Below are 14,663 nucleotides of genomic sequence, written 5' to 3' on the forward strand. Positions count from 1 at the left end.
TATACTGATTTCATTCTAAAAAATACAAAGAGGTGCCATTGGCTGAGATGTGTTCACAAACTCTTAGAACCTGTTACGTTAATACGTGCGTAGGGATTGTATGAATAATTGTCTGCAATTGGGTCTCTTTGTAAAAAACAAGGAGGCTTTTTTATGTCAATCAAAAGAATTGCGTGGGTAGAAGGGGCAATTGTAGCTGCTTTGGCGATGGCGTTATCATTCATTCCTCATTTTATGGGATGGTTTTCTCCATCATTTGGTGCAATTGTTTTAGTGGTGTTTGCTTTACGTAGAGGGTTGTATCCAGCATTATTTTCAGGTTTAGTGTGGGGAATCTTACATTTTGTACTTGGGAAAGTAGCGTACTTATCATTTTCTCAAGTGATTATAGAGTATATTATCGCATTTGGAGTAATGGGATTTGCTGGATTATTACATCATCAATTCCAATCTGCTATACGTAATGAAAAACAATCTTTAGCAATTGTTTATATTATCATTTCATCATTCATTGGTGTAGGAATTCGCTATTTCTGGCATTTTGTTGCAGGATTTTTATTCTGGGGTAAATATGCACCAGAAGGAGTATCACCATATTGGTATTCATTTACAGTTAACGGAATTGCTGGATTACAAACTCTAGTAGTAACAATTGTGGTAGCAATTTTATTGTTGAAATATCCAAGAATTTATAAAGGAAAATAAGCTATATAACATTTATATTCAGAGAAACTCTTATAGATTACAGGATTCTATAGGAGTTTTTTTGTGGAAGTATATAGCTTTAAACTATATTTAAATATAGTAAATTAGTATGTGACAATAACGGGGTAGTCAGTTACAATGTAATTACGTTAGTTAGAGAAGAGAGGTAATCAATATGACAAAACATGCACCATTTAGATTTGATACAGTAGGAAGTTTCTTAAGACCAGAAAATTTAAAACAAGCTCGCGAAGAGTATGAAAAAGGAAACTTTAGTTACCAAGAATTAAAAAAACTTTGAAGATGCAGCAATTCGTGATTTAGTAAAAAAAGAAATTGCAGCAGGATATAAAGGAATTACAGATGGGGAATTCCGTCGTGCTTATTGGCATTTAGATTTCTTCTGGGGATTAGGAGGAATTAAACGAATTCAAGCCAAAACAGGATACCAATTCCATGATGAAGTGACAAAACCGGACTCTGCAACTGTAGTAGGAACGATTCATGGACGTAATCATCCATTTGTAGCTCACTATACATTTTTAAGAGATTTAGTAGCCGATAATAATGAAGTGGAGGCTCGTATTACAATTCCATCACCATCTCAATTATATTTTGAATTAATTCGTGATGAAGAACATGTGGAACAATTGAATAGTGTATATTCAAATTTTGATGATGTGGTAGCAGATATTTCAAAAGCTTATTTAGAAGTGATTCAACAATTATTTGATGAAGGATTACGTACATTACAAGTTGATGATTGTACATGGGGTATTTTAGTAGATGATAACTTCTTAACACTTTGGGGACAAGGGCGTGATAAAGAAGAAGTCAGACGTGAATTAGCAGCAACATTTTTACGTTTAAATAATGCTGTGTATAAAAATGTTCCAGAAGGATTAGTTGTCAATACTCACGTATGTCGTGGAAACTTTCATTCTACTTGGGCTGCAAGTGGCGGTTATGCATCAGTTGCCGAAGAATTATTCGAGCAAGAAGAAGTGAATGCTTATTACTTAGAATTTGATACAGATCGTGCTGGGGACTTCACTCCATTAGCGAAAGTTTCTGGTGATAAACAAGTTGTTTTAGGTCTAGTAACTTCAAAATTTGGAGAACTAGAAAGTAAGGAAGAATTAATCTCTCGTATTAAAGAAGCAAGCCAATATATTCCGTTAGACAGATTATCATTAAGTACTCAATGTGGATTTGCTTCAACTGAAGAAGGAAATATCTTAACAGAAGAACAACAATGGGCGAAATTAGCGTTAATTAAAGAAGTTGCCGAAGAAGTTTGGGGAACTGAAAATTAATAACAAAAGTGATAGGCTGGGGAAACCTAGCCTTTTTTGTTGAAAAGAAAACCATGTGAGAAAATATAACATAAAAAGTAAGAGAATCCTTGACATTTGTGTCAGTTATTTTTACAATACAGCTATCATACAGGATAAGAGAGGTGTTTGAAAATGGGAGAAAAAGAATTACGACGTTCTTTAGCAGTGTTTCCAATAGGAACAGTTATGAAATTAACGGATTTAACAGCAAGACAAATTCGTTACTATGAAGAACAACGTTTAATTACACCAGAACGTTCAGATACTAATCGTAGAATGTATTCGTTAAATGATGTAGATCGATTATTAGAAATCAAAGACTACTTGGCGGATGGATTAACCATTGTTGCGATTCAAAAAATTTATTCGAATGTGAAAAAAAATCCGTTAGAAAAACCAAAGACAAATGATGGATTAACGGATGAAGATGTTCGACGAATTTTGTATAACGAAATTATGCATATTGGAAGATTATCCGGACAAGAAAAATTAATATAGGGGTGGAGAAAAATGACAATCACACAAGAAGAAATTTTAAAACAAGTTGAGGAAATGGACGTTCGTTATTTACGTTTGATTTTTACGGATATTTTAGGAACCATTAAAAATGTGGAAGTGCCAATTACTCAATTAAAAAAAGTATTATCAAATAAAATGATGTTCGATGGTTCATCTATTGAAGGTTTTGTTCGTATTGAAGAAAGTGATATGTATTTATATCCTGACTTAGATACATGGGTTGTATTCCCATGGAGTAGTAAACATGGAACAATTGCCCGTTTAATTTGTGATGTATATAAACCAGATGGAACACCATTTGCAGGAGATCCACGTTCAAACTTAAAACGTATTTTAGAAGAAATGGAAGATTTAGGATTTTCTAATTTTAACTTAGGACCAGAGCCAGAGTTCTTTTTATTCAAATTAGATGAAAAAGGAGAACCAACGCTTGAAGGAAACGACCAAGGTAGTTACTTCGATTTAGCTCCAGTCGATTTAGGAGAAGAATGTCGTCGTGAAATCGTACTAGAATTAGAAAAGATTGGGTTCGATATTGAAGCCAGTCACCATGAAGTAGCACCAGGTCAACATGAAATTGACTGGAAATATGCACCAGCTGTAGCAGCGTGCGATAATATTCAAACTTTTAAATTAGTTGTTAAAACGATTGCTCGTAAACATGGATTGCATGCAACCTTTATGCCAAAACCAGTATTTGGGATTGCCGGAAGTGGAATGCATTTCAACTTATCATTATTTGATAAAGAAGGAAATAATGCATTTTATGACCCAACAGATGAACATGGACTAAGTGATACTTGTCGTTATTTCATTGCTGGAGTTATGAAACATGCGAAAGCTTTAACAGCGATTTGTAACCCTACAGTCAACTCTTATAAACGTTTAGTACCTGGATATGAAGCGCCTGTATATATTGCATGGTCAGCTCAAAACCGTTCGCCATTAATTCGTATTCCTGAAGCGAGAGGACTTTCTACTCGTATCGAATTAAGAAGTGTGGATCCAGCAGCAAATCCTTATTTAGCAATGGCAGCTATTTTACGTGCTGGTTTAGAAGGAATTCGTGAAAAATTACCAGTTCCAGCTCCAGTTGATCGCAATATTTATGCAATGTCAACAGCAGAGAGAAAAGAAGTAGGAATTGATGATCTTCCAAGTAGTTTAGCAGAAGCGATTGATTGCTTGAAAACTGACACTGTTGTAAAAGATGCATTAGGTGGACATATTTACAGTAACTTTGTGGAAGCGAAGAAATTTGAATGGGCAGCGTATCGTTCGCAAGTCACACAATGGGAATTAGATCAATATTTAAAACTATTTTAAAATAGATGGGAAAAGCCGAGCGAAAGCTTGGCTTTTTTGCATGATTTCTTCCAACATTTTTTGACAATCCACTATATAAGTGTCATACTATTCAATGACAACACGTGAGAGGAAGTTAGAGATGTATATTAAAGATATGAGAAATTCTATTGCAGAATATCATGAGTTTTTACAAACTCAAGGAAACTGTACTCTTTTTCAAACTCCGGAATGGGGAGAAGTGAAAACAAGAGGAGAATGGAGTAATGATATTTTTTTTGTAATGAATGATCAAGATGAACCAGTTGCAGCGACTATGATTTTATATCGCGCCCTTCCTGTAGTGAAAAGATATTTAGCGTATGCTCCTAGAGGGATTGTGACGGATTATCATGATGCAGAACAATTTAAAGAAGTGATTGAAGCTTTGAAAGCTTATTTAAAACAAAAACGAGTATTTGGGTTGAAAATTGACCCTGAAATTATGTGGAGAGAACGATTGAATGACTTTTCGATTGTAGAAGATGGCATCAATCAAGAATCCATTCGTCAATTATTGTTAGAGTCAGGATTTGTAAGTCAACCACTAGATTTAGGATTTGACGGTATTCAACCAAGAATGACGATGATTGTTGAATTAGAAGATAAAGGAAAAGGAATTTTAGATACTTTCTCTTCTAAAGAAAGATATAAAGTTACAATGGCACAAAAACGTGGAGTTGTTTGTTATAAAGGAACTATCGAGGATATTGATGATTATGAAGTGTTAAATCGTATTACTGCTGAGCGGGATCAATATATTGCCAGAAGTAAAGAGTATTTAACAACTATTTATGAAACATTACATGCTCACGATATGATGGATTTATATTTTGCAAAAATTGATTATCATGTCGCAAAAGAATCAACAGAAAATAGAATTTACCAAGCCAAAGCAGAGGTAGAAAAAATTGCTTCACAAGTTGAAAGTACTCAAAATGAGAGAAAGAAGACAAACTTATTGAATCAAAGAGACAGCTTGTTGAAAAATATTGGGAAATATGAGCAAGAAATGATTGAGTTAGAAGCACTGTGTAAAGAATATCCAAATGGAAAAGTTTTAAGTGGAGCATTTGTCGCAACGTATAAAGAAACGGCGTATTATTTATACGGAGCGAATATTACAGATGATGCAGGCTTAAATGCAAATAAAGCTTTACAAACATGGATTATGCAACAATTGTATGATGAAAAAGGTATTCGTCATTATGATATGTTTGGAGTTTCAAGTAATGCAGAAGATCATACAGGTATTACTAAGTTTAAACAATCTTTTGACCCAATTTTAGTGGAGTATATTGGAGAGTTTGATTTACCGATTAATCGTTTCTGGTTTACAATGTTTCAAGATGTTGCACCAAAAGTAATGGAATGGAAAAGAAAACTATTAATGCGCCGTTCGTAAATGGCGTACTGCCCCGAAAGTAAGAATAAAAGTTGCTTTTGGGGTCTTTTTATGTTCGATTTTTAGATATCTTTTTAAGATTTTTGAGAGTTATGGTACAATTATAAGACAAGTTTGAAGAGAGTAGGTAGATAAATGACACAAAATCTAACGTTGAAAAAAATGTTATTTATTTCGTTATTAACAGCTCAAGGCATTATTTTGAGTTTACTAGAACAAGCGATTCCTTTTCCTTTTGCGTTTGCTCCGGGAGCTAAATTAGGAGTTGCCAATATTATTACGGTCATCGGTTTATATACATTATCCTTACAAGAAGTGGTGTTAGTAGTACTACTCAGAACATTGTTAACTGCTTTGTTAGGTGGAACTTTTTCTACTTTATTGTACAGTAGTGCAGGAGCGGCGTTTAGTTTGCTAGGAATGTTGCTCGTTAAACAATTAGGACCGAAACGTGTCAGTTTAATTGGTGTGAGTGCAACGGGAGGAATTTTACATAATTTTGGGCAGTTAGTCATTGCCAGTTTTATTGCTAAATCTTGGACAGTTCTATTGTATTTACCAGCCATGTCGATTGTGGGAATTTTCGCAGGAATTGCGATTGGGATTTCTGCAAATTATGCTTTAAATCATGTGAAGATCTTAAAAGCATATCGTGAAAAACAAGAAATGTAACTTTATGAAAAGGTTAAAAAACAATTAGACAAAATGCTAATTTTATACTATAATGCTTAAGTGAAAAAATTATAAAATGAGAGGGGATTTCTAATGACGAAAACAAATATTGTTGTTATCGGTGCAGGATTTGCAGGAGTAGCAGCAACGAAGAAATTATCACGTCATTTCAGAAAAGATAAAGATGTTACAATTACATTAATTGACAAACATCCATATTTAACATACATGACGGAGTTACATGAAGTAGCTGGAGGTCGTGTAGAACCAGAAGCAATTCAATATGATTTACAAAAATTATTTGCTCGTTCAAAAAATGTTCAATTAGTAACGGACAAAGTAGTAAGTTTAGATAAAACGAAAAAAGTTGTCACAACAACGTATAAATCTTTCCAATATGATTATTTAGTAATCGGTATGGGTGGAGAAGCAAATGACTTTGGTGTACAAGGTGTGAAAGAACACGGATTTACATTATGGTCAATGGAAGATGCGATTAAAATGCGCGAACATATTATTCGTTGTGTAGAGCGTGCAGCTAAAGAGCATGTAACTCCCAAACGCCGTGCTTTATTAACATTTACAGTATGTGGTGCTGGATTTACTGGGGTAGAATTAGTCGGTGAAATCATGGACTGGATTCCAGTGTTAGCAAAACAATACAACTTAGATGAAAGTGAATTTTCTCTATACATTGTTGAAGCAGTACCAACAATCTTAAATATGTTAGATGAAAAAGATGCTGCTAAAGCTGAGAAATTCATGACTAGCCGTGGCATTAAAGTGATTAAAGGAAACGGAATTGAAGAAGTAAAAGAAAATAGCATTCGTTTAGTAGACGGTACTGTTATTCCAACTTACTCATTATTCTGGACAGCTGGTGTTAAAGCGAATACTGAATCTGAAGTGTTTGGATTCAAATCTGCTCGAGCAGGTCGTTTAGTCGTGAATGAATTCATGCAAGTAGATGGAAAAGAAAACATTTATGCAATCGGGGACTTAGCTTATTATGAAGAACCTGACAAAGAAAATTGTCCAACTCCACAAATTGTTCAAGCAGCTGAACAAACTGGATATACTGCAGCGAAAAATATTATTGCAGATGTAGAAAATGATGCAAAAGTTGCTTATAAAGGAAAATACGATGGATTTATGGTTTCAATTGGATCGCATTATGGTGTAGCTTTCTTAATGGGCAAATATCACCTAAGTGGTTTCTTTGCAATGTTGATGAAACATTTAGTAAATATCAAATACTTCTTAGAAATCTTCTCATTATATTATGCGATTCAATATGTATTCCATGAATTCTTCCACATTAAAGATCGTCGTAATATCTTCCGTGGACATTTATCTCGTTACGGAAATGTTCTTTGGGCGTTGCCATTACGTTTATTCTATGGTGGAATGTGGACAATCGAAGGATTGAAGAAAATCTTTGGTCTTTGGGGTGCGCATAGCTGGATTGATGGAACGCATTTAGCATTCCCATTCCCTTGGTTAGTTGAACCAACAAGTGCAGCAAGTGGAGCTGCTGAAACAGTTGCAGCAGCAAGTGGTGCAGCAACTCAAACGGTAGCAGAAGTAGCAACTTCATTTGGATTTAACTATTCATATGGTGAACAACCAATGATGGTATTAGATAAAATGCCAGACTGGTTTGCTTCAATTATGCAAATTATGATTCCAAACGTGGAAGTAGCACATGTAATGCAAACAATTATGTCATTTGTAGAATTAGCTATTGGTTTAGCAATTATGGCTGGATTCTTAACATGGATTGTTAATGCAGTAACAGTTGGATTAGTAACAACATTTGTATTGTCAGGTATGTTCTACTGGGTAAATATGTGGTTTATCCCAGCAGCAATCGCTTTAATGAACGGATCAGGACGTGCATTTGGCTTAGATTACTACTTCATTCCATGGTTCCAAAAAACTGCTGGTAAATGGTGGTATGGAACTTCGAAACATATTTATGGTTTCGGTGTAGATAAACAAGAACGTTAAATATGATAAAAGTCGGCTTTGCCGGCTTTTTGTCTATAGTGATTGGAGAAAAAATTATGGAAATAATTCATTCAATGTGGAATGAATCCCCGTTTTTAAAACAAGAATTAACTGCCATTCGTCAGTTAATGTTAAATAGTGTTGAAATGGAAGATGAAGATATTCACCAAGCGATTGTAACGATGTTACAGCAAGGTGGAAAAATGATTCGTCCTGCTTATTTAACATTATTTGCTAACTGGAATAACAATAGAAATCAAGAACAAGTAAGAGCTGTTGCAGCTGCTTTAGAATTACTACATGTAGCAACTTTGCTCCATGATGATGTCATTGATGAAGCAGATATGAGGAGAGGGCAAGAAACGCTGAATGCTCGTTATGGGAATCGTGTAGCAATTTATGCTGGAGATTATGTCTTGACGAGTTGCTATCAACTTCTTTCAACGCATTTATCAGATTTAGAAGGAATTACACTTCCAACTAATGGAATGGCAAGAGTTGTAGAAGGTGAATTAGCTCAAATGCGAAATCGTTATCGTTATGATTTAGGGCTACAAGAGTATTTGAAACGAATCGAAGGGAAAACAGCTCAATTATTCATGGTTAGCTGTTATATGGGCGCAAAATTAGGACAAATAGATGATGCTCTTAGAGCAAAGAAAATTGGTCAACAAATTGGAATGGCGTTTCAAATTTTAGATGATATTTTAGATTATCAAGTGACTTCTCAAGAGTTTGGAAAACCTGTTTTAGAAGATGTTGCGCAAGGAATTTATACAGCACCATTAATTTATGCGATGGAAAAAGAGTCTGATAAAATGATTCCTTTACTAGAAAAGAAACAAGAAATCTCTGAGCAAGAACGATTATTACTAAGAAGATTAGTACAGGATTCTGGAGGCTTGCAAAAAGCACAACAATTAGCCCAGCAATATACGAAGCAAGCGTTATCTCAGATTGAGCGTTTACCAGAAAGTGATATGAAGGCAACGTTAACTCAATTAACAAAACAATTATTAGAACGTACTATGTAATTGAGAAATAAATTCTGAGTAAAAGAATCATTATTGGTTAGATTTTTATCTTAGAATAGCTTTTTAAAAAGAGTTATGTAGAGAGTATCCCCGATAAATCGTTCATTTTGATTTGAATTTGCAAAGAATTATGAAAACATGATATAATAGTACAAACAAAGAGAAAAGGATGGATAAAATGACAATCAAAAAATCATTAGCAACAGCAGCTGTTTTATTATCATCAGTAGTTGTATTAACTGCATGTGGTGGAGGTTCTAAATCAACGACTTCATCGACTGCAACTACAACAGCAGCAACTACTCAAGCAGCAAAATCTACTGCTTCAGGAGAATTAAAAGACGGTACTTACAAATTAGTATCTGAAACTGACAAACGTGGTTGGCATGTAGAGTTTACAATCGTAGTTGAAGGCGGAAAAATTACATCTTCAGATTATGATAACTTAAATAAAGATGGCAAACGTAAATCAGAAGATGAAGCTTATGAAAAACAAATGAAAGATAAAGTTAAAGTTGGACCAGCTGAATACTTCAAAGCTTACAATGTTGGTTTAGTACAAAAACAAACTCCATCAGATGTTGAAGCAGTTTCTGGAGCAACAAATGCACACACTTCATTTGTAGAATATGCTAATAAATTAATTGAAGCAGCTAAAAAAGGTGACACTAAAGAAATTAAAGTGGCTGCACCTCAAGGCTAATTTAAAATGAAAGTAGGAACCGGGCTTAGGCTCGGTTTTTTTATATTGAAAAATAGGAGTATTGCTTGAGTTATTGTGAAAAATTTAGTAGACTATTTGAATGGAATTTAAACAATAAGGAGAAATATATGAAAATCAATAAATGGTTGTTGGTAACAACTCTTACCTTAAGTTCAATTGGCTTAGTGAGTTGTCAGCAAAAGAAAGTTCAAGATGCAGAAGTTGTTTCATCAGCTTCCGTAAAAACACCTAGAGAAATTATTAAGTCTCCTGTGAAAAAAACAGATTTCTTACTAGGGACTGCAGTAGCATTGTCTGTCTATCATCCAAATACTGAAGAATTACTAACTCGTGCTTTCGCATTGGTGAAAGATTTGGAAGCTAGAATTACAGTGAATGCGAGTGGGTCAGAAGTAGATGCGATTAATGAAGCGGCAGGAGACCATGCGGTAGCAGTCAGTGATGAAGTGTATGATGTCATTAAGCAAGGAATCGCTTATAGTGAAGAATTTAATGGTAGTTTTGATATTACGGTAGGTCCGCTAACAAGTTTATGGAGAATTGGGTTTCCGGATGCTAGAAAACCTTCCCAAAAAGAAATTGACGATGCATTGCCATTAGTGAATTATAAAAATGTTGTGTTAAATGATGAAGAAAGAAGTGTCTTTCTAACTCAAAAAGGAATGTTATTAGATTTAGGTGGAATTGCGAAAGGTTTTATTGCCGATCAATTATGGAATTTCTTTAAAAAAGAAGGTGTAACAACTGCAGTTATTGATTTAGGTGGAAATATTGTCGTAATGGGTGGTTCTCCAGCACGAGATGGTGTAGCGTGGAATGTAGGATTGCAAGATCCGTTGGAAAGTCGTGGGACAACATTAGGAACGATATTAGAAAAGGAAAAGACCATTGTAACTTCAGGGATTTATGAGAGATACTTAGAAGTTGACGGGAAGACGTATCATCATATTTTAAATCCAAAAACAGGCTACCCATATGAAAATGATATTGCAGGAGTTTCAATTATTGTCTCAAGTTCAACACGAGGAGATGCGTTATCAACTTCGATGTTTTCAATCGGTGTAGAAGAAGGGCTGAAATATGTGAATCAAAAAGATGATGTAGATGCAGTATTTATGACGAAAGATAAGAAAGTCTATGTATCTAATTCGATTAAGGATACGTTTAAGCTAACGAATCAGCAATATACATGGGAAGGGTCGCGTTAATATGAAAGATATCATTGAATTAGTGGAACTAAGAACGAAAATTGCGAGTGTCATTCCTTTTATAGTTGGATTACTGTATTCGATTTGGACATTTAGGAATTTCAATGCCGTGAATATGGCGTTATTCTTTATTGGAATGGTATGTTTTGATATGGCTACGACCGTTATGAATAATTTAATGGATTATGTTAAAGCAAAAAATGAAACATATCGACAAGAAGAAAATATTATTGGAACTTCTAGTTTAACTGTAAAACAAGCTGAGATGATTTTCGGTAGTCTAGTTGGTGTTGCAACCATTATTGGAATTATTTTAGTGTTAAGAACAAATATCATTTTATTATTTGTGGGTGCACTTTGTTTTGTAATAGGAATATTTTATACATTTGGTTCAATTCCGATTTCAAGAATGCCATTAGGGGAAGTGTTGTCTGGAGTGACAATGGGATTTGGAATTTTTTGGATTGTGATTTTTTTAAACTCTCCAGAAGCAAGTTTTGCATGGATGGGATTAGAACAAGGAATGTTGGTCGTTCGATTAGCGTTATTAGATCACTTCAAAGTAGCGTTGCTCTCATTGCCGTTAGTATGTACGATTGCGAATATTATGTTGAGTAATAATTTATGTGATTTAGAAACAGATATTACGAATCACCGCTATACATTGGTGTATTATATTGGGAAAACTACTGCGCTGAAATTATATCAAGTCCTCTATTTCATTAGTTTTGTAGCAATGGTATTAGCAGTCGTATTTCAAATAGCGCCAATGTTAGTGTTAGGAACTCTAGTAGTTGTAATTCCAGTGTATAAAAATAGTCAACTCTTCCTTCAAAAACAAGAGAAACGAACAACATTTGTATTAGCCATTAAGAATATGGTTATGATTCATGTCGTGCAAATTTTATTATTAGTCATTAGTGTGATATTTTTTCGCTAATGCTTGACAATTGGCACTGAGAATTTTATGATTGAATAGATATGATATAGTAGAAGAAAGAGAGTAGTGAAAATATGGCACAAAAGAAAGCAGCGTTGGCATGCAGTGTATGTGGTTCAAGAAACTATACACTTACTTTAGGGCAAAATAAGCGTGTTGAACGTTTAGAGTTAAAAAAATTCTGTAAGTTTTGCAATAAACAAACACTACATCGAGAAACTAAATAATCGAGAGGAGCAGCTTCGAATGCGTTTTTTAGTAAATGTTGTTAAAGAAATGAAGAGAGTAACATGGCCAACTGGTAAAGAAGTTAATAAATATACATTAACAGTTGTAATGGCAGTATTACTTGCGTTAGGATTTTTCACAGTTGTGGATTTTGCTATTTCAAGTGCGTTTAAATTAATTATTAAATAATTCGCAAGAGTTATAAAATAGTGGTATAATAAAAACAAGTAAAAACCTTCAAGTGAGAAGGTTTTTTTGTATGAAAAAATTTTAGGAGGAATTACGATGAGTAATGCAGCAAAAGAATGGTATGTATTACATACTTATTCAGGATATGAAAATAAAGTGAAATCAAATATTGAATTACGTATTAGTTCAATGGGAATGGAAGAAAATATTTTTCGAGTAATTGTTCCAGAGGAAGAAGAAGTTGAAGTAAAAGATGGAAAAGAAAAAGTTACTGTAAGTAAAACTTTTCCAGGTTATGTATTAGTTGAAATGATTATGTCAGACCAAGCGTGGTATGTGGTTCGTAATACTCCAGGTGTAACAGGGTTTGTTGGATCACACGGAGCAGGTTCTAAACCATCACCATTATTACCAGAAGAAGTTGATACATTATTAGGACGTTTAGGTGTTCCAACACATGCACCAGTAGATTTACATGCTAAAGTTGGAGATTATGTGATTATCACTGAAGGTGCCTTTGATGGTATGAGTGGTAAAGTGACAGAAATTGATGACGAAAAACAAAAAGTTAAAGTAACAATCGAAATGTTTGGTCGTGAAACTGTTGCAGAATTAGAATTCTATCAAGTGAAAGAAGATGACTCTTACTAATGCGAGAAAGCTTGTTAGATCGTTTTGTACGATATGCAAAGATTAATACAAGAAGTGATTTAAACTCATCTGCTGTTCCAACAACAAAGAGTCAGTTAGATTTTTTACAAATGTTGAAACAGGAATTGAAGGAATTAGGCTTTTCGAATATTTCTTTAGATTTAGAAGATGCCTATTTAGTAGCTTGTATTCCAAGTAATTTGCCAGAAGGTAAAACAGCACCAGCCATTGGATTTGTAGCACATGTCGATACTGCGGATTTTAATGCGGAAAATATTCAACCTCAAGTTCATTATGACTATGATGGGAATGATGTATTACTGAATTCTGAATTAGGATTGATGATGCGAGTAGAAGAATTTCCTAACTTGAAAAATTATATCGGTCAAACTCTTATTACAACAGATGGGACAACATTGTTAGGAGCAGATGATAAAGCTGGATTAGTTTCCATATTAGAAGCAACAATCGATTTATTAGATAACCCAGAAATTCCGCATGGAGATATTTGGGTAGCTTTTGGACCAGATGAGGAAATTGGAAAAGGTGCACATCGTTTTAAATCAGAAAGAATGCCAGCAAAATTTGCCTATACATTAGATAGTGGTGTAGTCGGAAAGTTAGAGTACGAAACTTTTAATGCCGCAAGAGCAGTCGTAAAAATTAATGGAACAAGTGTACATCCAGGTCAAGCAAAAGATGTCATGGTAAATGCACTAACCGAAGCTGCTAAACTATTATCAAAATTACCAGAACAAGAAGTGCCCGAAAGAACAAGTGGCTATGAAGGTTTCTACATGCTTGCTAAACAATCTGGAAATATTGGAATGGTAGAAGCTGAATATATTATTCGAGACCATTCGATGGAAAAATTCCAAGAACGAAAAGAAACATTTGCTAAAATTGTAGAAGAACAAAATGCATCTTATGATGTGCCAAGAATTGAATGTCATATTTATGATGAATACTTTAATATGTATGAAGTGTTAAAAGAAGATATGACTTCAGTCGAAGTAGCAAAAGAAGCATACCGTCAATGTGGAATCGAACCAGATATTCAGCCTTTTAGAGGAGGTACAGATGGTTGTATTATTACCTTTAAAGGAATTCCAACGCCAAACTTATTTACAGGTGCAGAGAATTTACATGGACAATATGAATTTGTTACATTAGAAAGCATGGAAAAAGCAAAAGAAGTTGTATTAACGATTATTCAAAATATAGTGAAATAAAAATAGACCTCAGATGGAAAAGTCTGAGGTCCTTTCATATATAATTCAGTTGTTCCTAAAATGTTCCGTAAAGTTAGAATTTAAGCAATATATTAGCAATATTAGAGTAGCAAAATGTTAATATAGCAACATTCTGAAAACGAAATTTAAATAAGATGCCGAAAGCAGGGTTCGAACCTGTGACCTACGCGTTACGAGTGCGTTGCTCTACCAACTGAGCTATTTCGGCTTGATAAATATAGTATACTCCTCTAAAAGAGAGAAGTAAATAAGTAAAAGAGCGTTAATTAAGGTTTTTAGTAGAGTGAAACAAAAAAATTGAGAAAATATAAAAAAAGTTACAAAAAGGACTTGAAAAATAAATTCAGCTATGGTAAATTATAAACACTGTTAACGAACGTTCGCATTTAAAGCGATTGCGAAAAAGAAATTTAAAATAAATTTCAAAAAGTTGTTGACAGCCAA

Annotated in this window: 14 protein-coding genes, 1 tRNA gene, 1 pseudogene and 1 riboswitch; of the genes and pseudogenes, 15 read left to right on the top strand and 1 reads right to left on the bottom strand. The window is 34.1% G+C overall.

Going from position 1 to position 14,663, the window contains the following annotated elements:
- Positions 1–18: 18 nt before the first annotated feature.
- A riboswitch (TPP riboswitch) is annotated at positions 19–113 on the top strand.
- A 40-nt stretch (positions 114–153) separates the two neighbouring features.
- The 15 genes and pseudogenes from thiT (at position 154) to pepT (ending at position 14,198) form a co-directional block, all read left to right on the top strand.
- On the top strand, positions 154–705 hold the full coding sequence (gene thiT, locus RWM24_RS06105; protein WP_314112527.1) for an energy-coupled thiamine transporter ThiT: 552 nt from the start codon (positions 154–156) through the stop codon (positions 703–705).
- 175 nt (positions 706–880) lie between these two features.
- A pseudogene (locus RWM24_RS06110) lies at positions 881–2,021 on the top strand (5-methyltetrahydropteroyltriglutamate--homocysteine S-methyltransferase).
- A 153-nt stretch (positions 2,022–2,174) separates the two neighbouring features.
- Entirely contained in the window at positions 2,175–2,540 is a 366-nt protein-coding gene (locus RWM24_RS06115; protein ID WP_314112529.1) for a MerR family transcriptional regulator, read from the top strand.
- 12 nt (positions 2,541–2,552) lie between these two features.
- The gene (gene glnA / locus RWM24_RS06120; RefSeq protein ID WP_314112531.1) at positions 2,553–3,887 is read left to right on the top strand and encodes a type I glutamate--ammonia ligase; all 1,335 of its coding nucleotides are present in this window, start codon (positions 2,553–2,555) and stop codon (positions 3,885–3,887) included.
- Positions 3,888–4,008: 121 nt separating this feature from the next.
- Entirely contained in the window at positions 4,009–5,310 is a 1,302-nt protein-coding gene (locus RWM24_RS06125) for a peptidoglycan bridge formation glycyltransferase FemA/FemB family protein (protein WP_314112533.1), read from the top strand.
- Between the two features lie 135 nt (positions 5,311–5,445).
- On the top strand, positions 5,446–5,982 hold the full coding sequence (locus RWM24_RS06130) for a Gx transporter family protein (RefSeq protein ID WP_314112535.1): 537 nt from the start codon (positions 5,446–5,448) through the stop codon (positions 5,980–5,982).
- Between the two features lie 93 nt (positions 5,983–6,075).
- Positions 6,076–7,992: an NAD(P)/FAD-dependent oxidoreductase gene (locus RWM24_RS06135; RefSeq protein WP_314112536.1), complete on the top strand. Its 1,917-nt coding sequence runs from the start codon at positions 6,076–6,078 to the stop codon at positions 7,990–7,992.
- A gap of 56 nt (positions 7,993–8,048) precedes the next feature.
- Positions 8,049–9,026, top strand: coding sequence for a polyprenyl synthetase family protein (locus RWM24_RS06140; RefSeq protein ID WP_314112538.1), 978 nt, complete (start codon positions 8,049–8,051; stop codon positions 9,024–9,026).
- Positions 9,027–9,204: 178 nt separating this feature from the next.
- Positions 9,205–9,729, top strand: a complete 525-nt coding sequence (locus RWM24_RS06145) for an FMN-binding protein (RefSeq protein ID WP_314112540.1) — start codon at positions 9,205–9,207, stop codon at positions 9,727–9,729.
- Positions 9,730–9,857: 128 nt separating this feature from the next.
- Positions 9,858–10,958: an FAD:protein FMN transferase gene (locus RWM24_RS06150; RefSeq protein ID WP_314112542.1), complete on the top strand. Its 1,101-nt coding sequence runs from the start codon at positions 9,858–9,860 to the stop codon at positions 10,956–10,958.
- Position 10,959: 1 nt separating this feature from the next.
- The gene (locus tag RWM24_RS06155; RefSeq protein ID WP_314112544.1) at positions 10,960–11,898 is read left to right on the top strand and encodes a 1,4-dihydroxy-2-naphthoate polyprenyltransferase; all 939 of its coding nucleotides are present in this window, start codon (positions 10,960–10,962) and stop codon (positions 11,896–11,898) included.
- Between the two features lie 74 nt (positions 11,899–11,972).
- Positions 11,973–12,125, top strand: coding sequence for a 50S ribosomal protein L33 (gene rpmG, locus RWM24_RS06160; RefSeq protein WP_006703972.1), 153 nt, complete (start codon positions 11,973–11,975; stop codon positions 12,123–12,125).
- Positions 12,126–12,144: 19 nt separating this feature from the next.
- Positions 12,145–12,315 carry a preprotein translocase subunit SecE gene (gene secE, locus RWM24_RS06165; protein WP_314112546.1) on the top strand — a complete coding sequence of 57 codons (171 nt, stop codon included), beginning with the start codon at positions 12,145–12,147 and terminating at the stop codon, positions 12,313–12,315.
- A gap of 96 nt (positions 12,316–12,411) precedes the next feature.
- Positions 12,412–12,966: a transcription termination/antitermination protein NusG gene (gene nusG, locus RWM24_RS06170; RefSeq protein WP_314112548.1), complete on the top strand. Its 555-nt coding sequence runs from the start codon at positions 12,412–12,414 to the stop codon at positions 12,964–12,966.
- Positions 12,966–14,198, top strand: a complete 1,233-nt coding sequence (pepT, locus tag RWM24_RS06175; protein WP_314112549.1) for a peptidase T — start codon at positions 12,966–12,968, stop codon at positions 14,196–14,198. Before nusG ends, pepT begins: the two co-directional genes overlap by 1 nt.
- A 156-nt stretch (positions 14,199–14,354) precedes the next feature.
- Here pepT and RWM24_RS06180 read toward each other — a convergent pair.
- Positions 14,355–14,427 (bottom strand) — tRNA-Thr (locus RWM24_RS06180).
- Positions 14,428–14,663: the final 236 nt, after the last annotated feature.

Origin of the sequence: uncultured Granulicatella sp. (assembly GCF_963516875.1) — a bacterium.
GTDB lineage: Bacteria > Bacillota > Bacilli > Lactobacillales > Aerococcaceae > Granulicatella.